The organism is Sulfitobacter maritimus, assembly GCF_013346665.1.
In the GTDB taxonomy this organism is placed as follows: domain Bacteria; phylum Pseudomonadota; class Alphaproteobacteria; order Rhodobacterales; family Rhodobacteraceae; genus Sulfitobacter; species Sulfitobacter maritimus.
In genome coordinates, this window is the sequence record NZ_JABVBB010000021.1 from 578191 (window position 1) to 601028 (window position 22838).

Annotated in this window: 26 protein-coding genes; 7 read left to right on the top strand and 19 right to left on the bottom strand. The window is 61.3% G+C overall.

Annotated features, from left to right (window positions below; genetic code table 11):
• Nucleotides 1-13 precede the first annotated feature (13 nt).
• The 4 genes from soxY to HTT03_RS04820 all read right to left on the bottom strand — a co-directional run bounded on the left by soxY (nucleotide 14) and on the right by HTT03_RS04820 (nucleotide 2509).
• Nucleotides 14-433 carry a thiosulfate oxidation carrier protein SoxY gene (gene soxY / locus HTT03_RS04805; protein WP_174858716.1) on the bottom strand — a complete coding sequence of 140 codons (420 nt, stop codon included), beginning with the start codon at nucleotides 431-433 and terminating at the stop codon, nucleotides 14-16.
• 123 nt (nucleotides 434-556) lie between these two features.
• Nucleotides 557-1030, bottom strand: a complete 474-nt coding sequence (soxX, locus tag HTT03_RS04810) for a sulfur oxidation c-type cytochrome SoxX (RefSeq protein WP_174858989.1) — start codon at nucleotides 1028-1030, stop codon at nucleotides 557-559.
• A gap of 138 nt (nucleotides 1031-1168) precedes the next feature.
• Nucleotides 1169-1753 (bottom strand): thioredoxin family protein, encoded by a 585-nt coding sequence (locus HTT03_RS04815; protein WP_174858717.1) that lies wholly within the window; start codon nucleotides 1751-1753, stop codon nucleotides 1169-1171.
• An 18-nt stretch (nucleotides 1754-1771) separates the two neighbouring features.
• A complete protein-coding gene (locus HTT03_RS04820) occupies nucleotides 1772-2509 on the bottom strand; it encodes a cytochrome c biogenesis CcdA family protein (RefSeq protein WP_174858718.1) in 738 nt (245 codons plus the stop codon).
• A 98-nt stretch (nucleotides 2510-2607) separates the two neighbouring features.
• On the opposite strand from HTT03_RS04820, the gene HTT03_RS04825 reads away from it, so the two are divergent.
• From HTT03_RS04825 to HTT03_RS04835, 3 genes are read left to right on the top strand one after another with little or no spacing between them, the layout of a single operon-like run.
• Complete coding sequence (locus tag HTT03_RS04825) at nucleotides 2608-2970, top strand: thioredoxin domain-containing protein (protein ID WP_174858719.1); 363 nt, start codon at nucleotides 2608-2610, stop codon at nucleotides 2968-2970.
• A complete protein-coding gene (locus HTT03_RS04830) occupies nucleotides 2967-3305 on the top strand; it encodes an ArsR/SmtB family transcription factor (protein WP_174858720.1) in 339 nt (112 codons plus the stop codon). The genes HTT03_RS04825 and HTT03_RS04830 overlap by 4 nt, the downstream gene beginning before the upstream one ends.
• The gene (locus HTT03_RS04835; RefSeq protein WP_174858721.1) at nucleotides 3298-4356 is read left to right on the top strand and encodes a YeeE/YedE family protein; all 1059 of its coding nucleotides are present in this window, start codon (nucleotides 3298-3300) and stop codon (nucleotides 4354-4356) included. The genes HTT03_RS04830 and HTT03_RS04835 overlap by 8 nt, the downstream gene beginning before the upstream one ends.
• An 11-nt stretch (nucleotides 4357-4367) precedes the next feature.
• On the opposite strand, the gene HTT03_RS04840 is transcribed toward HTT03_RS04835, so the two are convergent.
• Complete coding sequence (locus tag HTT03_RS04840; RefSeq protein WP_174858722.1) at nucleotides 4368-5441, bottom strand: zinc ABC transporter substrate-binding protein; 1074 nt, start codon at nucleotides 5439-5441, stop codon at nucleotides 4368-4370.
• Nucleotides 5442-5524: 83 nt separating this feature from the next.
• Between HTT03_RS04840 and HTT03_RS04845 the strand changes: the two genes are divergently transcribed.
• The 3 genes from HTT03_RS04845 to HTT03_RS04855 are packed head-to-tail and all read left to right on the top strand — an operon-like array spanning nucleotide 5525 to nucleotide 7558.
• On the top strand, nucleotides 5525-6004 hold the full coding sequence (locus tag HTT03_RS04845) for a Fur family transcriptional regulator (protein WP_174858723.1): 480 nt from the start codon (nucleotides 5525-5527) through the stop codon (nucleotides 6002-6004).
• Nucleotides 6001-6759, top strand: coding sequence for a metal ABC transporter ATP-binding protein (locus HTT03_RS04850; RefSeq protein ID WP_174858724.1), 759 nt, complete (start codon nucleotides 6001-6003; stop codon nucleotides 6757-6759). Before HTT03_RS04845 ends, HTT03_RS04850 begins: the two co-directional genes overlap by 4 nt.
• Complete coding sequence (locus tag HTT03_RS04855; RefSeq protein WP_174858725.1) at nucleotides 6752-7558, top strand: metal ABC transporter permease; 807 nt, start codon at nucleotides 6752-6754, stop codon at nucleotides 7556-7558. The genes HTT03_RS04850 and HTT03_RS04855 overlap by 8 nt, the downstream gene beginning before the upstream one ends.
• Nucleotides 7559-7595: 37 nt before the next feature.
• Here the strand turns inward: HTT03_RS04855 and HTT03_RS04860 are convergent, their stop codons facing one another.
• The 14 genes from HTT03_RS04860 to HTT03_RS04925 all read right to left on the bottom strand — a co-directional run bounded on the left by HTT03_RS04860 (nucleotide 7596) and on the right by HTT03_RS04925 (nucleotide 21781).
• Entirely contained in the window at nucleotides 7596-7994 is a 399-nt protein-coding gene (locus tag HTT03_RS04860; protein WP_174858726.1) for a RidA family protein, read from the bottom strand.
• A gap of 23 nt (nucleotides 7995-8017) precedes the next feature.
• On the bottom strand, nucleotides 8018-8707 hold the full coding sequence (locus tag HTT03_RS04865) for an ABC transporter ATP-binding protein (RefSeq protein ID WP_174858727.1): 690 nt from the start codon (nucleotides 8705-8707) through the stop codon (nucleotides 8018-8020).
• Nucleotides 8704-9459: an ABC transporter ATP-binding protein gene (locus HTT03_RS04870; protein ID WP_174858728.1), complete on the bottom strand. Its 756-nt coding sequence runs from the start codon at nucleotides 9457-9459 to the stop codon at nucleotides 8704-8706. The genes HTT03_RS04865 and HTT03_RS04870 overlap by 4 nt, the downstream gene beginning before the upstream one ends.
• The gene (locus tag HTT03_RS04875) at nucleotides 9452-10435 is read right to left on the bottom strand and encodes a branched-chain amino acid ABC transporter permease (protein ID WP_174858729.1); all 984 of its coding nucleotides are present in this window, start codon (nucleotides 10433-10435) and stop codon (nucleotides 9452-9454) included. The genes HTT03_RS04870 and HTT03_RS04875 overlap by 8 nt, the downstream gene beginning before the upstream one ends.
• Nucleotide 10436: 1 nt before the next feature.
• On the bottom strand, nucleotides 10437-11354 hold the full coding sequence (locus HTT03_RS04880; RefSeq protein ID WP_174858730.1) for a branched-chain amino acid ABC transporter permease: 918 nt from the start codon (nucleotides 11352-11354) through the stop codon (nucleotides 10437-10439).
• A 95-nt stretch (nucleotides 11355-11449) separates the two neighbouring features.
• Nucleotides 11450-12589: an ABC transporter substrate-binding protein gene (locus HTT03_RS04885; RefSeq protein ID WP_425506286.1), complete on the bottom strand. Its 1140-nt coding sequence runs from the start codon at nucleotides 12587-12589 to the stop codon at nucleotides 11450-11452.
• Nucleotides 12590-12682: 93 nt separating this feature from the next.
• Nucleotides 12683-13870: a kynureninase gene (gene kynU, locus HTT03_RS04890; protein WP_174858732.1), complete on the bottom strand. Its 1188-nt coding sequence runs from the start codon at nucleotides 13868-13870 to the stop codon at nucleotides 12683-12685.
• Entirely contained in the window at nucleotides 13871-14698 is an 828-nt protein-coding gene (locus tag HTT03_RS04895) for a tryptophan 2,3-dioxygenase (protein ID WP_174858733.1), read from the bottom strand.
• The gene (locus tag HTT03_RS04900; protein WP_174858734.1) at nucleotides 14695-16317 is read right to left on the bottom strand and encodes an AMP-binding protein; all 1623 of its coding nucleotides are present in this window, start codon (nucleotides 16315-16317) and stop codon (nucleotides 14695-14697) included. Before HTT03_RS04900 ends, HTT03_RS04895 begins: the two co-directional genes overlap by 4 nt.
• Complete coding sequence (locus tag HTT03_RS04905; protein WP_174858735.1) at nucleotides 16314-17465, bottom strand: acyl-CoA dehydrogenase family protein; 1152 nt, start codon at nucleotides 17463-17465, stop codon at nucleotides 16314-16316. The genes HTT03_RS04900 and HTT03_RS04905 overlap by 4 nt, the downstream gene beginning before the upstream one ends.
• 48 nt (nucleotides 17466-17513) lie before the next feature.
• Complete coding sequence (locus tag HTT03_RS04910; protein ID WP_174858736.1) at nucleotides 17514-18314, bottom strand: enoyl-CoA hydratase family protein; 801 nt, start codon at nucleotides 18312-18314, stop codon at nucleotides 17514-17516.
• Nucleotides 18304-18765, bottom strand: coding sequence for a MarR family winged helix-turn-helix transcriptional regulator (locus HTT03_RS04915; RefSeq protein WP_174858737.1), 462 nt, complete (start codon nucleotides 18763-18765; stop codon nucleotides 18304-18306). Before HTT03_RS04915 ends, HTT03_RS04910 begins: the two co-directional genes overlap by 11 nt.
• Nucleotides 18762-19493, bottom strand: coding sequence for an SDR family NAD(P)-dependent oxidoreductase (locus HTT03_RS04920; RefSeq protein WP_174858738.1), 732 nt, complete (start codon nucleotides 19491-19493; stop codon nucleotides 18762-18764). The genes HTT03_RS04915 and HTT03_RS04920 overlap by 4 nt, the downstream gene beginning before the upstream one ends.
• Complete coding sequence (locus HTT03_RS04925; protein ID WP_174858739.1) at nucleotides 19490-21781, bottom strand: bifunctional salicylyl-CoA 5-hydroxylase/oxidoreductase; 2292 nt, start codon at nucleotides 21779-21781, stop codon at nucleotides 19490-19492. Before HTT03_RS04925 ends, HTT03_RS04920 begins: the two co-directional genes overlap by 4 nt.
• A 164-nt stretch (nucleotides 21782-21945) precedes the next feature.
• On the opposite strand from HTT03_RS04925, the gene HTT03_RS04930 reads away from it, so the two are divergent.
• On the top strand, nucleotides 21946-22836 hold the full coding sequence (locus HTT03_RS04930) for a 2-dehydro-3-deoxygalactonokinase (RefSeq protein ID WP_174858740.1): 891 nt from the start codon (nucleotides 21946-21948) through the stop codon (nucleotides 22834-22836).
• Nucleotides 22837-22838: the final 2 nt, after the last annotated feature.

Below are 22838 nucleotides of genomic sequence, written 5' to 3' on the forward strand. Positions count from 1 at the left end.
GGGGCGCGCGGACTTAACCGCCGCAGCCGCCGATTGTGACTTTGATTTCTGCGCTGGTGCGGGCAAAGGTGCCATCTTCCAGCTTGGCGATGGCGACGACTTCTTGTGTCGTGGCCAAGCGAATACGGGTCGAGGCGCTGCGCGAACCGGCCAGCGGGCCGAATTTGAACGTGCCAACGGGCGGTGTTGGGTTGCCGGTGGCCAGAACCATGATCTCGGACGCGCCTTCGGCTTCGACAGAAATTGGCACGGTGTTGCCGTTCTCAGCAATCTCAGGGGCGGTCAGGGTCACGCCGGTGTCGGCCATATCGGCCCCGCCGGTGAATTCCGCGATCAGTTCGTCCACTGTTGCCGCCGAAGCGCCCATCGGCAGGACCGTCAGCGCCATCGCGCCAAGGCCGAGGCCCAGTGTTTCACGTCTTGAGAAGTTCATCTCTCACTCTCCTTGTTCGTCTGCGGCGCAGCGCGCCGTCATTCCACTCCACGGTGCCGCGCACCGCGATCTCTTGCACCGGCTCAACCCAAAGCGCCCCATCAGAGCGGTGGGCAGGCCGCGTTACTCTTCTTTCAGTGTCGCCAAGAAGGCGACGACATCTTCGATCTGCTGGGCTTCGAGCAGCGGCGGCAGCGGCTCTTCGGCAGCTTTGCCGGTGAAGCCATCGCCCGGCCGGATGTAGCCGGTGGTCTTGTAATAAGACGGCATCATCGAGCCTTCGAATGTCATTTTGCTATTGGCGACGATGCCGCGCAATTCAGCTTCGCTCCAGCGGTCCCCGGCGCCGTCGAGCATTGGCCCAACCTCACCATGGAAAGGCACATCGCTCAGCGCGCTGATTTGATGGCAGGCCACACAGTTGCCCGCTTTCTTATTGCCGACGATGGCCGCGCCATTGGCCGGATCGCCCGGTGTCCCGGTCAGCGATTGCTCCACCGCGCCGTAATCGTCAAAGGTGACATCGGCGGGTGCCACGGTTTCTGCAGCGGCCAGAACCGGCGCGCCCGACACGATTGCAGCGACAATCCATTTCATCATCGAAAACTTCCTCCCAGTGCCGATCACGTTGATGTGTGATCCGGTTACAAAGACCCTAAGGCAGGCGGGCGGCAGGGCGCAACAACAAATTCAAACTTTTGAATAGCTATCTCTCCCGCCCCCTGCACCACTGGATCAGTCAGTGCTGCCATTGTCGCGCTCTTGAATCATTCGCGCATGGTAGCGCTGGAAATCCTCATCGCTGTCAAGGGCATAGCGCTCTTCGTTGACCCAAGTCAGCATGTCCAATGTCGTCCCAACGCCAAAGGCGCCGGGCATCACCGCCACGGCGGCCTGCGGGGCGGTGGCTTGCTCTGGCACCTCTTGGGGCAAGAACATCATCGTAGGCGTAAACAGAATCCCCCACTTCCGCGCCATCTGCTTTTCCGACAGGGTTTCCCTATCGAAATCCGTGACCTCGATGTCGCCATGAAGGTTCAACTGCACCACGAAATAATTCTCATCGATGTAGTTGGCGATCACATCGGTTGGGAAAACTTCCTCATGCATCTTGGTGCAATAGACACAGCCGCGTTGTTCGAACATGAGCAAGAGGCGCTTGTCCTCGCTGTTGGCCTCCTCCAGATCCTCGCGCAGGTCTTTGAAGGTGTCGCGCATCCACGGGGTTTTATGCAGCCCGTCATCGCCCATTTCCGCCGCTGCCAGCGGCAGGGCCAGAACGGCAGCCATGCCAATGGCAAAGATCCTTGAAAAACTCATATCGGCGTCCTCCCTAAGTTAGCCCAATGTTGTGAAGCTGGGGAACCAGCGGATCATCACATCCGCGATCCATTGTACGCCCCCGGTCACGATCAGCACAGCAAAAAGGATCAGCATGGCGCCCATCACCTTTTCGACCTTCTGCACCAGCGCCATATTCCGCGACGCCCAGTTCAGGAACGGTTTGGCAAAAAGCGCCGCCACCCCGAAAGGCGCGGTCATCCCCGCCCCATAGGCCGCGAGCAGCAGACCGCCGTGCCAGATATCGCCCATGCCCGAGGCAATCATCAAAATCGCCGCCAGCGCTGGCCCGACGCAGGGCGTCCAGCCAAAGCCAAAGGCCAGCCCCATAACATAGGCGCCCCAGACCGACGTGGGCTTGCCGCCGCCCTCCAGCCGCGCTTCGCGGTAGAGCAGTGGCACTTTGATCACGCCAAGAAAATGCAGACCAAAGATCAACAGGATTGCCGCCGCGACCCAACTGAGCGGTTCAAGATATTGCGTGAACAACTGGCCGAGAGCCGTCGCCCCCATGCCCAGCAGCACGAAAATCGTCGTAACCCCAAGCGCGAAAAGCACCGACGACAGCACCAAACGCCGCTGCGCGCCGGGCGCAATGGCCCCGTCCCCGCGCAGCTCGGTCACGCTGAGACCGGCCATATAGCTAAGGTAAAACGGCACCATTGGCAGGATGCAGGGCGTGAAAAAGCTGAGCAGCCCCGCCAAAAGAGCGCCCGCGTAGCTGATGTCGAACATGTTTCCCCCTGTTGCGCGGCGTCATGTCGCGTAGCGCTTGATCGGAATTCATATTCAAATTACGTTGAGCGTTCTCCAAACGTCAATCAGGCAACCCGATGATCCGCATATTAACCGCCCTGAGCCTCACGGCGCTGACCGCTCTGCCCGCTTGGGCGGTGGAACTGGTGATGGTTGAGCAACCCGGCTGCGTCTATTGCGAGCGCTGGAACGAAGAGATCGCGCCCGCCTACCCCAAGACCGTTGAGGGCGCTTTTGCCCCGCTGCGCCGGGTCGACATCTCTGACGTGAGAGACGAGATCGACACCGCCCGCGCCGTGGTCTTCACCCCGACGTTTCTTGTGGTCGAAGAGGGTGCCGAATTGGGCCGCCTTGAAGGCTACCCCGGACCGGAGTTCTTTTGGCCCCTGCTTGACCGTCTGCTGACGGATATGACCGACTATAAGGACAAGACCGAATGACCGCCCTGCCCGTCATCACCCCGGATATGTCTGATGAGGACATGGACCGGATGCTCAGCAATGCCGTGACCGCGTCAAACTTCCTCAAGGCGATCAGCCACGAGGGGCGTTTGATGATCCTGTGCCATCTCGTTTCAGGCGAAAAATCCGTAAGCGAGTTGGAAGCGTTGCTCTCCAGCAGGCAAGCAGCGGTATCACAGCAGTTGTCCCGGCTTCGCCTTGAAGGTCTGGTTGAACCCCGGCGCGAAGGAAAGACGATCTTTTACCGTCTTGCCGATGACCGTCCGCGCAAGATGCTGGAACTGGTGTACGAATTGTTCTGCAAGGATGATTGAGCTTTTTGGCCAACCCATGACCGCCGCGCTGCTGGGCGGATTTGGCGGCATCCTGCTTGGTCTTGCGGCCCGTTTGGGGCGGTTTTGTACCTTGGGCGCGATTGAGGATCTGCTCTATGGCGGCTCATCCCACCGGATGCGCATGTGGGGGCTGGCGATCGGGGTGGCAATCTTTGGCAGCTTTGCCCTCGCCGCTTTGAATTTGGCAAACATCGACCGTGCCTTTTACCTCGGCGTTCATTTTGCTTGGGCGCCCGCTGTCGTGGGTGGGCTGATCTTTGGCTACGGCATGGCGCTTACGGGCACCTGCGGCTTTGGAGCGCTGGCGCGTCTTGGCGGGGGCGATCTGCGGGCTTTTGTCATCGTGCTGGTCATGGGGCTGTCTGCCTTTGCGGTGCTGAGCGGTCCTCTCGCTCCGGCGCGGATGCTGTTGTTTCCGCGCAGTCTGAACAACGGCCCGCCAGACGGTATCGCCCACACACTTGCGGCCCTTACAGGGGGATCGGTGGCGTTGATCGGCATGGGGTTGGGACTGCTGCTCTGTCTCTTCATGCTGGCCGCGCGTGATTTTCGGCGTGATCTGCGGTCCGTGCTTTGGGGCTGTGTCGCAGGGCTGGCGGTGGTCTCTGGCTGGGCTGGCACCGCATGGCTCGCCCGGAACGGCTTTGGCGCGCAAACACTGCATTCGCACAGCTATGCCGCGCCGGTGGGGGAATCGCTGCTCTATGCCATGCAAGGTTCGGTGCGTCCGCTTAGCTTTGGCATCGGCTCAGTTGCTGGGGTCTGGGTTGGAGCCTTTATTGGCTCGCTCTGGCAGGGTCATTTTCGCTGGGAAGCCTGCGAAGACCCGCGCGAGCTACGCCGCCAGATTTTTGGCGCAGGGCTGATGGGTGCAGGTGCGGTGATCGCAATGGGCTGCACCATCGGCCAAGGCATCTCTGCGATCTCGGTGCTGGCCTTCAGCGGCCCGGTCACCCTTGCCTCTATCGTCGCTGGCGCGGCTCTTGGGCTGCGCCAGCTGATCGTTGGGTTTCGCAGCAACCCGGTTTAACCCGCGCGGGCCTAGTCTGACAGACAGGCCGCCATGCTCTCGGCCATGCCGCGCAGCAGATCGGAATAGAGCGTGGCCCCCGGTGTTAGTTCCGCGCCAATCGGGTCCAGCGTGCCGGTTTTGACCCCCTGCCCTTCGCTTACGGCCGCGATCAGACCGGGGTTGAACTGTGGTTCCGCAAAGACGCATTTTACGCCGCTGTCCTGCACCATCTCGCGCAGCGCTGCGACCCGTGCCGCCCCCGGCGCACGGGCATCGTTTTCGCTGATCGCCCCGATGGCTTCGATGTCAAAACGCGCCTCGAAATAGTGATAGGCATCGTGAAAAACGATAAAGGGCTGATCTTTGACCGGGGCAAGCCGCTCGGCAATCTCGGTTTCCAACTCGACCAACTCCGCCTGTGCCGCCGCCGCATTTGCGCGGTATTGCGCCGCGTTTTCGGGGTCAAGCTCGGCCAGAGCGCCAGCAATCTCTCCGAGCCAAAGCTGCCCATTGCGCGGATCAAGCCAGACGTGGGGATCAACGCCCTCGTGCGTGTGGCCCGCGTGGTCTGCTACGTCATGCGCGTGGCCTTCGTGGTCTGCCCCGTCTTCCGCATGGCGCGCGTAATCCGCATCGTCGTGCGCATGGCCCGCGTGGCCCGCATCGTCATGCGCGTGATCCTCTTCGTGTTCCTCATGCGCATCAGCGCCATGAGGAACACCCTCCGCGCCGTGATCATGCGCTTCGAAACGCGCGCCCTGACGGAATGCCAAAACCTGCGTGCCGGGCTGCGACATTAACTCCAGATGTTCCGCGTTGCCTGCCAGCGTGGTCAAGGGCTCAGCCAACCAAGGCGTCAGCGCCGGGCCGACCCAGACCACCAAATCCGCCCCGCTCAGCGCACGTGCCTCGGAAGGGCGCATGGCATAGCCATGCGGCGAGGCCCGAGGGGGTACGATGAGCGCGGGCGCGCCCACGCCTGCCATCACCTGTGCCACCAAGGCCTGCACCGGCGCGATGTCGGTGGCGACCGCAGGCGCTTCCGCCCAGACCGGGGCCGAAGTGGCAACAAGAACCGCGGCGGGTAAGGTAAAACGAAACATGATGGACCTCTGTAATGTTATAATATCACCTTGCTATCAGTCATGTTATATCATATCAATACGAAACTCACCGGAGGTCCCCCATGTCCGCCATCGAATTCCGCGACCACGACCATGCTGCCTGTATGCGCAGCACAATGCAGGCTGCCGAGGCGCAATGCACCGCGCGTGGCCTGCGCCTGACGCCGGTGCGCCGCCGTGCGTTGGAGATTTTGCTCGCCGAACACCGCGCTCTGGGGGCCTATGATCTGCTGGCGCATCTGTCGGCGGAAGGGCTGGGCACACAGCCGCCCGTCGCCTACCGCGCCTTGGATTTTCTGGTCAAAGCCGGGCTCGCCCATAAGATCGAAGCGCTGAACGCCTATGTCGGTTGTGTGCAGCCGGGGGCGGACCATGCGCCGGCGTTTTTGATCTGTCGTGGCTGCCGCTCGGTGGCGGAGGCTGAAACCACGCCGTCGCAAAGCCGTTTGGGCGATGCCGCCCGCGCCGCTGGATTTCGGATCGAACGCAGCGTGGTCGAGGCCGAAGGCCTTTGCCCTGCATGCCAAAAGGATGATATATGACGCTGATCCAGACCTCGGGCCTGACCCTGCGCCATGACGGCCAGACCGTGCTGCGCAATGTGAATTTCACCCTCAGACCGGGCGAGATCGTGACGATCGTTGGCCCCAATGGCTCCGGCAAATCGAGCCTGCTGCGTGCCTTGATCGGCGCATTGAAACCGGCAGCAGGCAAGATCACCCGCAAACCCGACCTGCGGATTGGCTATGTGCCACAAAAGTTGCAGATCGACGGAACCCTCCCCCTAACCGTGCGCCGCTTCGTCAACCTACCGCGCCGCCGACCGGCTGAGGCGATCCAAGCGGCGCTGACCACCGCCGGCGTGCCAGAATTGGCCGAGCGGCAGATGGTGGACCTCTCTGGCGGGCAGTTCCAGCGCGTGTTGCTGGCCCGTGCCCTGCTGGAAAAACCTGACCTTCTGATCCTTGATGAAGCGACCCAGGGGCTTGACCAACCGGGGTCCGCTGCCTTCTACCGCCAGATTGAGACGGTGCGCCAAGACTTCGGCTGTGCTGTGCTAATGGTGAGCCATGATCTGCATGTTGTCATGGCGGCAAGCGACCGGGTGTTGTGCCTGAATGGCCATGTCTGCTGCGAAGGCACGCCAGAAACCGTGGCCGATGCGCCGGAATACCGTGCGCTTTTCGGTACTGGCACCCAAGGGGCGCTGGCGCTTTACCGACATGACCACGATCATCACCACCACCATCACAGCGACGCCTGTGAAGGCCACCAGCGTGAGACCGAGAATGCTTGACGACTTTATCCTACGCGCCGCCCTTGCCGGATTGGGGGTGGCGCTTGCGGCTGCGCCTTTGGGCTGTTTCGTAATCTGGCGGCGTATGGCCTATTTCGGTGATGCCACCAGCCATGCGGCCTTGCTGGGCGTGGCGTTGGCCTTGGCGACTGACTTGCCCATTACCGCAGGTGTGCTTTTGGTAGCGCTGGTCATGGCGCTGGTGATCAGCACGCTGTCAGGGCGTAATGTCAGCGCCGACGCGCTGTTGGGCGTTATGGCCCATGCTGCCTTGGCGCTTGGGCTGGTGGCGGTGTCACTCTTGCCGGGGCAACGGGTCGATCTGTCCTCTTACCTGTTCGGAGAGATCCTTGCCGTGACCCGCACTGACCTTGTCGTGATTTGGGGCGGCGCGGTGGCGGTGGGGCTGTTGCTGGCATGGCGCTGGTCGGCCCTGCTGGCAGCGACATTGAACCCCGATCTGGCGCAGGCATCGGGCGGGAACCCAAAGCGCGAGCAGTTGATCCTGACCTTGGCATTGGCGATCATGGTGGCCGTCGCGATTAAAGTGGTGGGCGCGCTGCTCATTGCGGCTATGCTGATCATCCCCGCCGCCACGGCCCGCCCCTTTGCCCGCACGCCCGAAACCATGGCGCTCTGGGCGATGGGCTTGGGCGCGCTGGCGGCTTTGGGGGGGTTGATGGCCTCGCTGGAGTTTGACACCCCCACCGGGCCGAGCATCGTGAGCGTGGCTGCCGCGCTCTTTGCGCTGTCCTCGGCGATCTCGGTGGCCCTTCCGGCAATGCGCCGCCGGGGATAACCCCGGCGACGCCTGTTTTATCGACGCAGGGGAGCGCTTAGCGCTTGATCACCGCGTCGGCTTCAATCTCAAGCTTGGCTTCATCCTCAATGAGGTCGGCCACAACCACCATTGCCATGGCCGGGAAATGCTTGCCCAAAATCTCACGATAGGCGCGGCCCACGTCTTTTTGCGCGGCAAGATATTCTTTCTTATCCGTTACATACCATGTCAGACGCATGATATCCTCGGGCGTGCCACCAGCAGCTTCGACGACATCACGGATGTTTTGCAGCGCCTGTTTCATCTGGCCGATAAAGTCATGGCATTCGAATTTCTGTTCGGCGTTCCAGCCGATCTGACCGCCCACAAACAGATGGCCATCCGCGCTCAACATACCGTTGGCATAGCCTTTGGCGGGGGCCCAACCTTCGGGCTGGATAACTTGATGCGACATGTCGTGTTCCTTTTTGTTAACAGTCACACGCCGAGGAATTGATCGGCGATCTGGGAATCGAGCGCGGGCATCGGACCAGTCCAGACCGAGCGGCCACGTTCGAGAATAACGGCGTGATCCGCGACCCGGCGCAGCTCGGCGAGGGATTTGTCCACCACCAAAAGCGCCAGCCCGCTGTCACGTTTCAACTGGGCGACGGCAGCCCAGATTTCTTGGCGCACGACGGGGGCCAGCCCTTCGGTCGCCTCGTCCAGCAACAACAGTTTCGGGTTGGTCATCAGCGCCCGGCCAATGGCCAGCATCTGCTGCTCCCCGCCCGAGAGTGCCCCTGCCGCCTGATCGCGCCGCTCGCCCAGACGGGGGAAAAGCGCCACCACGCGCTCCTCGTCCCACGCGCCGGGCCGGGCAGCGGCGATGAGGTTCTCATGCACCGTCAGCGGTGCAAAACAACGGCGTCCCTCTGGCACCAACCCCAGCCCCGCCTGCGCGGCGCGGAAACTGGGCAGCCCGCCGATGTCGCGCCCGTCGAAAGTCACGCTGCCGTGGCTGTGCTTCATCATCCGACAGATCACCTTGATGGTGGAGGATTTGCCCATCCCGTTGCGCCCCATCAGCGCACAGACCTCGCCTTCCTTAAGCGACAGATCAACGCCAAATAATGCCTGCGTCGGGCCGTAGGACGCCTCGATGCCCTTTAGTTCCAGCAAGCTCATGCCGCGTCCTCCTCGCCCAGATAAGCCACGCGCACCTGTGGGTCGGCCTTGATCTCTGCTGCCGTGCCGGTGGCGATAATCTGGCCGTAAACCAGCACCGAAATACGGTCCGCCAGTGCGAAAACCGCATCCATGTCATGTTCCACCAGCAGGATTGGCGCCTCGGCCCGCAGCCCATCAAGGAAACCGGTCAGCGCTTTCGAGCCGCCTGCCCCGAGACCCGCCATTGGCTCATCCATCAAGAACACCTTGGGCCGCAGCGTCAGCGCCACGGCAACCTCCAACTGTCGGCGTTGCCCGTGCGACAGATCGGCGGTGCGCTTGGCTGCATGGTCCGCGAGGCCCACAAGTTCCAACGCCCGCAGCGCCTCCTCCCGCAACTCCTTCTGCCGCATCACCGGGGCAAAGAAGCGCATCACCCGGCCCGACTGCCCAAGCGCGCCCAGCACGGCGTTTTGCAACACGGTATATTCCATCGCCAGCGAGGAGATTTGAAAGGTGCGGCCTAGCCCCGCCCGCGCACGTTGCACGGTGCTCAGCGGTGTCACGTCCTGCCCCGCAAAATGCACCGTGCCACTGTCTGAGCGTAGCCCGCCCGCGATTTGTTTAATCAACGTCGACTTGCCCGCGCCGTTGGGGCCGATCAACGCGTGAATCTCGCCGGGTTTCAAGGTCAGTGACACATCGTCAGTGGCCTTCAACGCGCCAAAGCTCTTGTGCAGGTTGCGCACATCCAACAGCACCTCAGTCATGGGCCACCTCCCGTCCGGCGATAAGGCCGATCATGCCACCCCGCGCGAAAAGCACGACAAGCAAGAGCAGCAGCCCCAGATAGATGTGCCAGAACTCCGAGAGCCCGCCCAAGACATGCTCCAGCAAGATAAACAACGCGGCACCCGCCACCGGGCCAAAGAGCCGTCCCACCCCGCCGAGGATGACGAAGATCATGATTTCGCCACTGGTCTGCCAAGAGAACATCGTCGGGCTGACAAAGCGATTGAGGTCGGCAAACAGCGCCCCCGCCAGCCCGGTCACAGCGCCAGAGATGACAAAGGCCACCAGCCGCAGTTTGAAGGGCGCAAGGCCCACGGCCTCGACCCGTTCCGCATTCTGCCGCGCCGCCGAGAGGGCCAGACCGAAAGGCGCACGAGCGAGACGCCCGGCAAAGAACAGGACCGCCGCGAGAATGACAAAAGCGATGCCAAAGAAAGTCAGCGGATCGAGCGTGTTCAGCCCCGGAAAGCCATTGCGCACATAGATCGACAGCCCGTCCTCGCCCCCGTAGGCGGGCCAAGAAATCGCGAAGTAGAACAACATCTGCCCGAAGGCCAGCGTGACCATAATGAAATAGACGCCCGAGGTGCGCAGCGATAGTGCGCCGATTAGCAGCGCCGCCAGCGCGGAAACCGCCAGCGCCACCAGCCAGATCACCGGCATGGACTTGGTGCCTTCGATCAGAAACGGGCTTTCCATGATCGGCGTGTAGCTTTGCGCATGTGCCGCGAGGATGCCCATCGCATAGCCGCCCAGCCCAAAGAAAGCCGCATGGCCAAAGCTGACCAACCCCCCGAGCCCAAGCGCGATGTTCAGCCCCACGCCCGCTAAGGCAAGGATCGCAGCCTTGGTCGCCAGCGTGATGATAAAGGGCTCGTCCAGCGCAAAGGCGGCCAGTGCAGTCGCGGGCAGCAGCAGGAAGAGGAAAGTGTTAAGGATTGTTTCGCGGGTCATCTTACGCCTCCCCAAAGAGGCCGGTGGGTTTGAACAGCAAGACCCCCGCCATAAGAATGTAAATTGACATGGAGGCCAGCGAGGAGCCGACCGAAGTGGCTGCCGAAGCCTCCATGAAATTGGCAAAGAACAGCGGCAGCAGGACCGAGCCGAGCGTGTCCGTCAACCCCACCAGCAACGCCCCGATAAGCGCGCCCTTGATCGAGCCGATGCCGCCGATGACGATGACCACGAAAGCAAGGATTAGCACCGGCTCGCCCATGCCCACCTGCACCGATTGGATCGCGCCGACCAGCGCGCCCGCCAGCCCGGCCAGCGCCGCACCAAGGGCAAAGATCAACGTATAGAGCTTGGCAATGTCGATGCCCAAGGCGGCAATCATCTCGCGGTCCGCTTCGCCCGCGCGGATCTGGATGCCGATGCGGGTGCGTGCAATCAGCAGGAAAAGCCCCGCCGCAATCGCCAGCCCAACGCCGATGATCACCAGGCGGTACAGCGGATATTGGATGCCCCCCGGCAGCATCACCGGGCCGGAAAGCGCCGCCGGAATGTCGAGGAATAGCGGAAAGGAGCCAAAGAGAAACCGCGTCCCTTCGGAGAAAATCAGGATCAGCGCAAAGGTGGCTAACACTTGGTCAAGGTGATCGCGGTCATAAAGCCTGCGGATCACCGTCATCTCGATCAGACAGCCAGCGAGCGCCGCAGCGGCCAGTGCCGCCACCAGTGCCAGCAGAAACGACCCCGTGGCCGCCGCCACCGCCGCCGCCGCAAAAGCGCCAACCATATAGAGCGAGCCATGCGCGAGGTTGATCAGCCCCATGACCCCGAAAATCAGCGTCAGCCCTGCCGCCATCAAGAACAGCATGACCCCGGATTGAACCCCGTTTAACACCTGTTCGATGAGCAGGATGAATGACATTTAGCAAAGTCTCCCGGCGCGCCGGAGAGATGGTCCGGCGTGAAAGTGGTAAAACGTCGGCCCCGGCGCGTGTTCAGCACCGGAGCCGCGCGGGATTACATTTTGCAGTCAGCCGCGTAGGCGTCAGCATGATCGGTCAGCGAGGGGCCGATAAGCTTGTTGGTATAAACATCGCCCTCTTTCACCACTTCGCGCACGTAGTAGTCCTGCACTGGGTGCTGGTTGTTGCCAAAGGAAAACTTCCCCCGCACGCTGTCAAAATCCGCTTCTTTCAGCGCCTCACCAAAGGCTTCGGCGTCCGACACGTCAGCCTTGTCCATCGCGCTCAAGAGCAGGTTCGCGGTGTCGTAGCCCTGGCTTGCATAGAGCGATGGCAGACGGTCGTATTCCTCTTGGAAGGCGGCCACGAACTCTTTGTTCGCCTCATTGTCGAGGTCTTTGTTCCACTGGCTGGTGTTTTTGATGCCAACAGCAGCTTCACCCACGGCCTGCAAGATGCCTTGGTCAAAGCTAAAGGCCGGGCCGACAACCGGTAGGTCGACGCCGGAGTTAGCGTATTGCTTGAGGAAGGAAATCCCCATCCCACCGGGCAGAAAGAAGAACACGCTATCGGCACCCGACGCACGGATCTGCGCGATCTGAGCGGCATAGTCGGTCTGGCCCAGATCGGTATAGACCTCCCCCGCAGCCTCACCCTCATAGGTGCGCTTATAGCCCGTCAGCGCGTCCTTGCCCGCTGGATAGTTCGGCGCCAGCATGAAGGTGTTTTTGTAGCCCGCGTCATTGGCATAAGCCCCCGCCGCTTCGTGCAGGTTGTCGTTCTGCCATGCCACGTTGAAGTAAAGCGGGTTGCAGCCCTTGCCGGCCAGTGCCGAAGGACCGGCGTTGGGCGACAGGTAGAACTTGCCCTGCGCGGTCGCCGCCGGCACCACGGCCATGGCGAGGTTGGACCAGATGATGCCAGTCATCACGTCGACCTTCTCGGACTGGATCATCTTGTCGGCCAGTTGCACGGCAATCTCTGGCTTGCGCTGGTCGTCTTCGACCACGACCTCAAGGTTCTCATTCCCGGCCATCTTGGTCGCCAGCAGGAACCCGTCGCGCACATCAATGCCAAGGCCCGCGCCGCCGCCTGACAGGGTGGTGATCATGCCGACCTTCACCTTGCCCTCTTCGGCCCATGCGCCGCCCGCTGCCAATGCCGCGACCGAGGCCGCCATCACGAGTGATTTCATTTTCATTTCCTTCTCCCTTGGTTGGTTTGGGCCTCTTTGATGGGCCCGCTTTGTTGGGTCGTTTTGCCAGCTTAGCGAGGGGATTTGCCCCTGTCAGGTCACCCTCGCGCGGGTCTTGTATTTTTCGTTGTCCCAAAGACGGTTCTCCATCACATCGCGAATGATCGCGACGGCTTTGGAGACATCCTCGGCATCGATATAAAGCGGCGTAAAACCAAAGCGCATGATATCGGGCGCACGGAAGTCGCCAATCACGCCGCGGTCGATCACGGCTTGCATGGCGGCGTAGCCTTCCTCAAACCGGAACGACACCTGACTGCCCCGCTCGGCGCTGTTGCGCGGGCTGGCGAGGGTGAGTTGTGGCACGTCGCGCTCGACTTCTTCGATGAACTGCTCCTGCAACGCGATTGAGGCCGCGCGCAACTCTTGCATGTCCACATCGGCCCAAAGCTCCATCGCCACTTCCAGCGCGGTCAGTTGGATCACAGGCGGCGTGCCAACGCGCATCCGCTCAATCCCCTGTCCGGGCTGGTACGCAAGATCGAAGGCAAAGGGCTGGCGATGCCCCAGCCACCCGGCCAGTGCAGGTTGCACCGCATCCGCCAAATCAGGCCGCACATAGATGAACCCCGGCGCGCCCGGCCCGCCGTTGAGGTATTTGTAGGTGCAGCCCACGGCAAATTCGCAGTTGCTCCCGGCCAGATCGACCGGCAGCGCCCCCGCCGAATGTGCCAGATCCCAGATCATCACCGCACCGCTGGCATGGGCCAGTTCGGTCATCGCCTTCATGTCGTGTTTGCGACCCGTACGATAATCGACCTCGGTGAGCATCACGGCGGCGATGTCTTCGCCAATCACGTCCTTCACCTTTTCAGGTGCGACGCTGCGCAGCTCATAGCCCTGCTCTAACAGCCCGACCAAGCCTTCGGCCATATAAAGATCCGAAGGGAAGTTACCGGTGTCCGATAGGATCACCTTGCGCCCTTGCCGCAGCTTGACCGCCGAGGCCAGCGCCTGAAACACCTTGATCGACAGCGTGTCGCCCATAACGACCGATCCTTCAGGCGCACCGACGACTTTGGCCACCATATTGCCAACCCGCGTGGGCTGTTCCATCCACCCGGCTTGGTTCCAACCACGGATCAACATCTCGCCCCATTCGTCCGCGATCATCTCCTGCACACGTGCCGCAGCGGCTTTGGGCAACGGCCCCAAAGAGTTGCCGTCGAGGTAGATGACCCCGTCGGGTAGAACAAACTGATCCTTTTTCAAAACAGACACTTACAGCGCTCCTCTCACATGCCAAAGCTCGGGGAAGAGTTCCACTTCGAGCATTTTGCGCAGATAGGTCACACCTGACGTGCCTCCGGTGCCGCGCTTAAAACCGATGATACGTTCCACGGTGGTGACGTGGTTAAACCGCCAACGCCGGAAATAGTCTTCGAGGTCGACCAGTTTCTCAGCCAGTTCGTATAGTTCCCAATGGGTTGTGGGGTCTTCATAAACCTTCTGCCAGAGGTCCTGCACCTCCTGCTTCGGCGCCCAACCCTTCGGCTCCGGCGCACCGGCCAAGGGGGCTTCGCCCATGCGCGCGCACATCAGGTCGATCGCCACTTGATAAAGGCTCGGCTTTTCCATTTCCGCCACCAGCGCCGCATGTGGCTCCGGCGTATGCTCATGGAGCTTGGTCAACGCAGCGATACGGTTGCCAAGCAGGTACTCGATCAGGCGGTACTGATAGGACTGAAAGCCAGAGGACGCGCCGAGGTGCGGGCGAAAGGCCGTATATTCACTCGGCGTCATGGTGCGCAACACGTCCCACGCGGAATTGAGCTGCTCAAAAATGCGCGCCACACGGGTCAACATCTTGAAACTCTGACGCAATTCCCCGGCTTGCAGTGCTTCGCGACAGGCCGTCAACTCATGGATCGCCAGCTTCATCCAAAGTTCCGACGTCTGGTGCTGGATGATGAACAACAGCCCATCATGCGCCATGTCGAGCGGGTTTTCGGTGGTCAGGATCTGGTCCAGCCCAAGGTAATCGCCATAGGACTTGTCCTTGGCGAAACTCATCTTTGCGCCTTTGGAGGCTTCGTCGAAGGTGCTCATTTATCCTCTCTCAGCGCGAAACGCTGAATTTTACCGGTGGCGGTTTTCGGCAGTTCTTTAAGAAACCGGATCTCGCGCGGGTATTTATAGGGCGCGATTGTCGCTTTAACATGGTCTTGCAAGGTCTTGATCGTCACGGCATCTTCGGCTGTGCCTTCGACCAGAACCACATGCGCCTGCACGATAGAACCGCGTGCTTCGTCCGGAGCGGCGACCACGCCACATTCGCTGACAAAGGGGTGGCTCAGCAATGCGGCCTCAACCTCTGGCCCTGCGATGTTGTAGCCGGAACTGATAATCATATCATCGTTGCGGGCGGCGAAATGCAGGTAGCCGTCCTCATCCATGGTGAAACTATCGCCGGTGATGTTCCAGCCGTCCTTCACATAGTCCGCCTGCCGGGCATCACCGAGATAACGGCAACCGGTTGGCCCGCGCACAGCGAGCCGACCGACCTCACCCCGCGGCACTTCATTGCCGTCGGCATCAATCACCCGCGCCTCATAGCCGGTGACAGGCTTGCCGGTACAGGCGGCGCGGTGGTCGTCGAAACGGTTGGAAATGAAGATATGCAGCATCTCTGTCGCGCCGATCCCGTCGAGCATCGGCTTGCCGGTCTTTTCCTTCCACTCATAATAGACGGGCGCGGGCAAGGTCTCCCCCGCGGAAACAGCGGCGCGTAGGCTGCTGAGGTCCGCGCCCTCTTCCATCGCCTGTAACATGGCGCGGTAGGCCGTGGGCGCGGTGAAACAGACAGTCGCTTTGTACTTCTCGATGATCTCAATCATATTCGGCGGGCTGGCGGTTTCCAGTAGGGTCGCCGCTGCGCCGAAGCGCAGGGGGAAAACGGCGAGACCGCCAAGGCCGAAGGTAAAGGCCAAGGGGGGCGAGCCCACAAAAACGTCCTCTGGCGTCACACCAAGCACTTCGCGGGCATAGCCATCTGCGATGATCAGAAGGTCGCGATGAAAATGCATTGTTGCTTTGGGGTTACCGGTTGTTCCTGATGTGAATCCCAGCAAGGCGACATCGTCCTGGGCGGTTTGAACCGCCTCGAACTGAACCGGTTTTTCCAGCGCCAGACGGTCGAGCTCGGCGTCATGGTTGCTGGTGCCATCAAACCCTACCACGGTCTTGAGGTACGCGGAGGATTTCGCACAGGTCGTCATCTCATCCATCAGGCGGGTGTCGCAGAAGGCGTGACTGATTTCAGCCTTATCAACAATCGCCGACAACTCCCCCGCCCGCAGCATGGGCATGGTATTGACCACCACCGCCCCCGCCTTGGTCGCGGCCAACCAACAGGCCACCATGGCAGGGTTATTGGCCGAGCGGATCAGCACCCGGTTGCCGGGCCTTAAGCCAAGGTCTTCGACCATCGCGCTGGCCAGACGGTTGGTCCAGTCCGCCAGTTCCTTATAGGTCCGGCGGCGGCCATTCCCGATAAGGGCGGTGCGATCTCCAAACCCTTTTTCAACCATAGAATCAGTGAGTTCGACGCCAACATTCAACCGTTCGGGATAGTCAAAGCCGGTTAGGTTAAAGTCCGGCCACTGATCCATGGGCGGAAGGTTATCGCGGGTGAACGTATCTTCATGTGCGCTTTGGTACAGCTTCATCCCATGGCCCCCAATGTCTGACGCGCGATGACGACACGTTGCACGTCAGACGCGCCTTCGTAAATGCGCAAGGCCCTGATTTCGCGATAAAGCCGCTCAACCGCCTCGCCATGGCGTACGCCGTCACCGCCATGCAGTTGCACCGCCGTGTCGATGACTTTTTGCGCTTGATCAGTGGCAAAGAGTTTTGCCATTGCCGCTTCGCGTGTCACCCGCGGGGCGCCGCTGTCTTTGGTCCAGGCCGCGCGGTAGACGAGCAATGCCGCGGCATCGACGTCGAGCGCCATGTCTGCGATATGGCCCTGCACCAGCTGCAGCTCGCTCAGCGGGGCGCCCTGTACTTGGCGCGTGGTCACGCGGTCCAGCGCTTCATCCAGCGCCCGCCGCGCAAAGCCCAAAGCGGCAGCGGCGACGGTGGAGCGGAACACATCCAACACCGACATGGCGATGGCAAAGCCGCGCCCAGCCTCGCCCAGAAGCGCCGAGCCGGGCAGTTTCACATTGTCGAAATGCAGCGTCGCCAGCGGGTGTGGTGCCATGACCTCCAACCGTTCCTCGACCATCAGCCCCGGCGTGTTGGCAGGCACGATAAAGGCCGAAAGCCCCTTGGCCCCCGGCGCCTCCCCTGTGCGGGCGAAAACGGTGTAGACATCGGCAATGCCACCGTTGGATATCCACGTCTTGCGCCCGTCGAGGACATAGCCGTTGCCATCTGCCTTGGCGGTCATGGTGGAGTTTGCCACGTCAGAGCCAGACTGCGGCTCGGTCAGCGCAAAGGCGGAGATCGCTTGCCCTGAGCGGGTCTTGGGCAGCCATTCGGCCTTCTGTTCATCCGTACCAAAAAGCGAAATCGCCCCGGTGCCAAGCCCTTGCATGGCAAAGGCAAAATCCGCCAGCCCGTCATGGCGCGCCAGCGTTTCGCGGATCAGGCAGAGCGTGCGGACGTCAAGCACCTCGTCGCCTTCCGCCCCGCTATGACGCAGCCAGCCGTCCTGCCCCATCATCGTCACAAGGTCACGGCAAGCCCCATCGGTATCGCCGTGATCGACATTCTTTAACTCTTGCCCGGCCCATTTATCCAGCGCCAGCGCCAATTCTTTGTGGCGCGGCTCAAAAAAGGGCCAGTCAAGAAAACTTTTGTCAGCCATGATTTACGCCTCCCCGCGTAGTTTTTCTTTTGGCTTTTCGTTTGTGGCTCAGTCCCCTTCGAAGACTGGGCGTTCTTTGGCAACGAAGGCGTTGTAAGCCCGCTCAAAGTCGCCGGTCTGCATACAGATCGCCTGTGCCTGCGCCTCGGCCTCAATCGCCTGTTCGATGGACATGGCCCATTCCTGCGCCAGCATCGTCTTGGTCATCATATGCGCAAAATTCGGACCCGCCTGAATTTTTTGCGCCAGCTTCAGTGCTTCGTCTTCCAACGTCTCGCCTGTCACAAGACGGTTGTAGAAGCCCCAGCGTTCGCCCTCTTCAGCGGACATAGCGCGGCCGGTGTAGAGCAGTTCGGCTGCCCGCGTCTGGCCAATGATGCGCGGCAGGATCGCGCAGGCACCCATGTCACAGCCCGCAAGGCCCACACGGGTAAAGAGGAAAGCCGTCTTAGCCTCCGCCGTGGCCAGCCGTAGGTCAGAGGCCATAGCGATGATCGCGCCTGCGCCGACACAGACGCCATCCACCGCCGCGATGACAGGCTTGCCGCAGTTCACGATCGCCTTGACCAGATCGCCGGTCATGCGGGTAAAACGCAGCAGTTCTTTCATGTTCATCCGGGTCAAAGGCCCAATGATATCATGCACATCGCCGCCGGAGCTAAAGTTGCCACCATTGGAGCCAAAGATCACCACATCGACGTCATCAGCATAGACGAGATCGCGGAACCAGTCGCGCAGCTCGGCGTAGCTGTCAAAGGTCAGCGGGTTCTTGCGGTCAGGCCGGTCGAGCCGCACGGTGGCGATCCGGTCTTTAATCTCGCACTGAAAATGTTTGACATCACTGCGCATTGGCTTGTTCCTTTTCTTCCGTTTGAGCGGCGAACGCCTGTAGGCGGTCCGCCATAGCGCGGGCTTCCTCGGCTGAGATGCCGCGCAGTTTTTCGTTGATCCAGTCTTCATGCGCCTGCGCTTGGCGGGCGAATTGCGCAGCACCTTCGGGCGTCAGCCGCAGCAGCATCGCACGACGGTCCCCCGGCACGGCGATACGCTCGACCAGCCCCTCTTCGCTGAGCCGGTCCGCAATGCCGGTGACATTGCCGTTGGACACCCGCAGCACACCGGAAAGCTGGCTCATTTTCAGCCCCTCGGGATGGCGCGACAGGGCGGACATCACGTCGAACCGGGGCAAGGTCGTCTTGTGCTCACGGCGCAGGATGTCGCGCAACTCCTGCTCAAGGCCGCGCACGACTTTCAGCAGGCGCAGCCAGAGGCGGACGCGATCCTTGGCGGCGTTGCTCAAATCTCGCCTCCTGAGAGGGACAGTGTGTGGCCGTTCACCGCCGCGGCAGCGTCAGAGAGGAGATAAAGCGCAGCCGCTGCGACTTCGCCGGTGTCGACAAAGCGGTTCTGCGGGCTGGCGCGTTTCAGGATGGCACGGGCTTCGTCGGCGCTTTTGCCGGTGGTGTTGGTGATGTTCTCGACCGAGCGTTCCAACAGCGGTGTGTCGATGAAACCGGGGCAGATCGCGTTGACGGTGATGCCCGTACGCGCGACTTCCAGCGCCAACGCACGGGTAAGGCCGATGACACCGTGTTTCGCGGCAACATAGCCCGCGACGTAGGGGTAGCCCTTGAGGCCGGCGGTCGAGGCGACGGCGATCAAGCGGCCTCGTTTTGCCTCTTTCATCTCCGCCAATGCGGCCTGCCAGACGTTAAAGACCCCGGTGACATTGACGGCGAACATATCGTTCATGTCCTGCGCGGTGATCTTGTCGAAAGGCGCGGAATGGGCGGCGCCGGCATTGGCGATGACACCGGTGATCGGGCCATCTTCAGCGCGGGCGGCGGCAAAGGCGTCGGCCACGGCCTTGGCATCGGTGACGTCGCAGGTCTGGAACGGCAGCCCTTGTTCGCGCAACGGCGCTTCGCGGCGGCCCATGATGGTAACCTTGGCCCCGCTATCGGCCACGGCGCGGGCGATCTCTGCCCCGACGCCGGAGCCGCCGCCGGTGATGACGATATGGCTCATACTTTCTCCATCTCCGCCGCGCGGTCGGCCAAGCGCCATGTCTGATCGCGGCCCGGCCCATAAGGCAGTGGCCAATCAGCATGGCGGTCGCCAATGGCAGCGGCGGCATGGAGCGTCCAATAAGGATCGGCCAGATGCGGCCGCGCAAGGCAGACCAGATCGGCCCGCCCCGCCATGAGGATCGAATTCACGTGATCGGCCTCATAGATATTGCCCACCGCCATGGTCTTGATCCCACCATCGTTGCGGATGCGGTCGCTGAAGGGGGTCTGGAACATGCGCCCATAGACGGGCTTGGCTTGTTTCGAGGTCTGGCCCGCCGACACATCGATGATATCGGCCCCGGCCGCGCTAAACATCCGCGCAATTTTCACGGCTTCTTCGGGGGTTACGCCGTCTTCTTCAACCCAATCCGTGGCCGAGATACGCACCGCCATCGGCTTTTCTTCGGGCCAAGCGTCGCGCATTGCTTTGAACACTTCCAGCGGGTAGCGCATGCGGTTTTCCAAGCTGCCGCCGTACTCATCCTCGCGCTGGTTCGACAGGGGCGAGATGAAGGACGAGATCAGATAGCCGTGGGCCGCGTGCAACTCAATCATGTCAAAGTTAGCGCGATGGGCCATGCGGGTGGCCTCAACAAATTCGTCGCGGATCACGTCCATGTCTTCACGGGTCGCGGCTTTTGGCACGGCGTTCTTTTCCGACCACGGGATCGCGGAAGCAGAGATGATTTCCCAATTGCCGGCTTTCAATGGCGCGTCCATCTCTTCCCAGCCGACCTGCGTGGAGCCTTTGCGCCCCGAATGGCCGATCTGGCAGCAGATTTTTGCGTCGGTCTCGGCATGAACGAAATCGGTCAGGCGCTTCCATGCGGCCTCATGCTCTGTCGCGTAAAGGCCCGGACAGCCCGGCGTAATGCGACCCTGCGGCGAGACGCAGGTCATTTCGGTATAGACCAGCCCCGCTCCGCCTTTGGCGCGTTCGGCGTAGTGAATGAGGTGCCAGTCGGTCGGGCAGCCATCGACCGCCTTGTACTGCGCCATGGGCGAGACAACGATGCGGTTATTAAGTTTCATGTCACGCAGTTGGAAAGGTGCGAACATCGGGGCGCGGATGGGGCCGTTGGTATCGGCACCCGCCTGTTCAAGGAACCATTTTTCGGCTCCCTCCAGCCATTTAGGATCGCGCTCGCGCAGGTTCTCATGGCTGATGCGCTGGCTCCGGGTTAGCATGGAGTAGTTCAATTGGACCGGGTCGAGGTCAAGGTAACGCTCGACATCTTCGAACCATTCGACGGAGTTACGCGCCGCCGATTGCAGACGCAGCACCTCAAGACGGCGGGCGTCTTCGTATTTCTCGAACGCAGTGGCGAGATTGGGGTCATCGGTGACGTGTTTTGCGAGTGAGATCGCGGATTCCAGCGCTAGTTTCGTCCCCGACCCAATCGAGAAATGCGCCGTGGCCGAGGCATCGCCCAGCAACACGACATTCTCATGGCTCCACTTTTCGCAGAGCACACGGGGGAATTTGATCCAGGCCGAGCCGCGGATGTGGCTGGCGTTGGTCATCAGCTTGTGGCCATCGAGGTGGTCTTTGAAGATTTCCTCGCAGATCGCGATGGTCTCTTCTTGGGTCTTTTCGCCAAAGCCATAGGCATCGAATGTCTTTTGGCTACATTCGACGATGAAGGTCGCCGTGTCTTTGTCGAACTGATAGGCGTGGACCCAGATCCAGCCCTTGTCGGTCTTTTCAAAGATAAAGGTGAAGGCGTTGTCGAATTTCTGATGGGTGCCGAGCCAGACAAAGGGGCAGCGGCGCACGTCAATGTCGGGCTTGAATGTGTCTTCGAACTCCATCCGGGTTTTTGAATTCAACCCGTCTGCTGCGACGACAAGATCATAGTCCTTCATATAGTCAGACGCGGCTTTGACCTCGGTCTCGAACTGAAGATTCACGCCCAACTCCCGCGCCCGGTTTTGCAAGATCAGCAAGAGCCGCTTGCGCCCGATGCCGCAGAAACCGTGACCGGAGCTGTGGATCACATTGCCTTTGTGATGCAGAGCAATGTCGTCCCAATAAGCGAAATGGCTACGAATCTCCTTGGCGGAAACCGGATCGTTGACCTCAAGATTGTCGAGCGTTTCATCCGAAAGCACCACGCCCCAGCCAAAGGTATCATCAGCGCGGTTGCGTTCCAGCACGGTCACATCGGCATCGGGCTGCCGCAGTTTCAGCGAGATCGCGAAGTACAGCCCCGCAGGGCCGCCGCCAAGACAGATTGCACGCATCGAAAATCCCTTCTGGTTCGGTTTGGGGGGAAGCCTAAGTCCGGTTCCGTTTTCGTTCAAGGGTAAATATTTCATGCTTAAAGCAATTAGGCGACGGCAAGCCGATCTGGGCTTCCGGATTGAACACCGCGCCGCTGCGGCCTATGCCAGCGACAGGATCAAGGATGAAAGGCGACAGGATGGCAGAGGTCAAACAGGTAGAATGGCTGGCCGTGGAATGGTTTGAACACCGCCTTTCGGTCTGGGCGATGCAAGGCAGCACCGCGCTGGAGGCAGCAGTTTGCGCCACTTCTGCCGCCGACGAGGACACCTTTGTCGATACGCTGACCCAGCTTATCGCGCCGTTGAACCTGCCCGCAGGTCTGCCTGTCTTTGCAGCCGGTCTGCCGGGGCGGTCGGATGTCTCCCCCCGCACCGTGCCATGCGATGCGATGGCGGCAGAAACGGTTGCGCGGACCAGTGCAGGGTTTGAGTTGCACATCATCCCCGGCCTGCGGCAGCACTCGCCCAGCGGCCTCATGCAGGGTGCAGAAACCCGAATCGCGGGATTTCTAAGCCTGAACAAAGACTGGGATGGCGTCATCTGTCTGCCGGGTGCCACGTCTGTTTGGGCGCAGGTCAGCGCGGGGGAAGTGGTAAGCTTCCAGAGTTTCTTGACCGGCGAATTGATCGACATGCTTGGCGCCGACGGGCCGGCGGAAGTGGATACGGCACTGGATGACACAGCATTTGACGAAGCGCTCAGCGACGGGCTGTCGCGGCCCGAGCGTTTGGCGGGGCGGTTGGCCTCGTTGCGTGCGGACCGCGCCCTTGGCGCCCTGCCCGCCCCCACGGCGCATGCGCGTTTGGCGGGTATATTGATTGGTGCCGAACTTGCCGCCGCACGGCCCTATTGGTTGGGTCAATCCTTGGCCGTGATGGGGCCGGAGGGTCAGGCGAGCCTCTATATGCGGGCCTTGTCGCAGCAAGGGGCGATGGCAACGCAGGCCGATGCCGCGCGGATGGCTTTGGCCGGGATTTGCGCTGTGCGCCGTGCTGTAGGCAACGCAGGCTGACG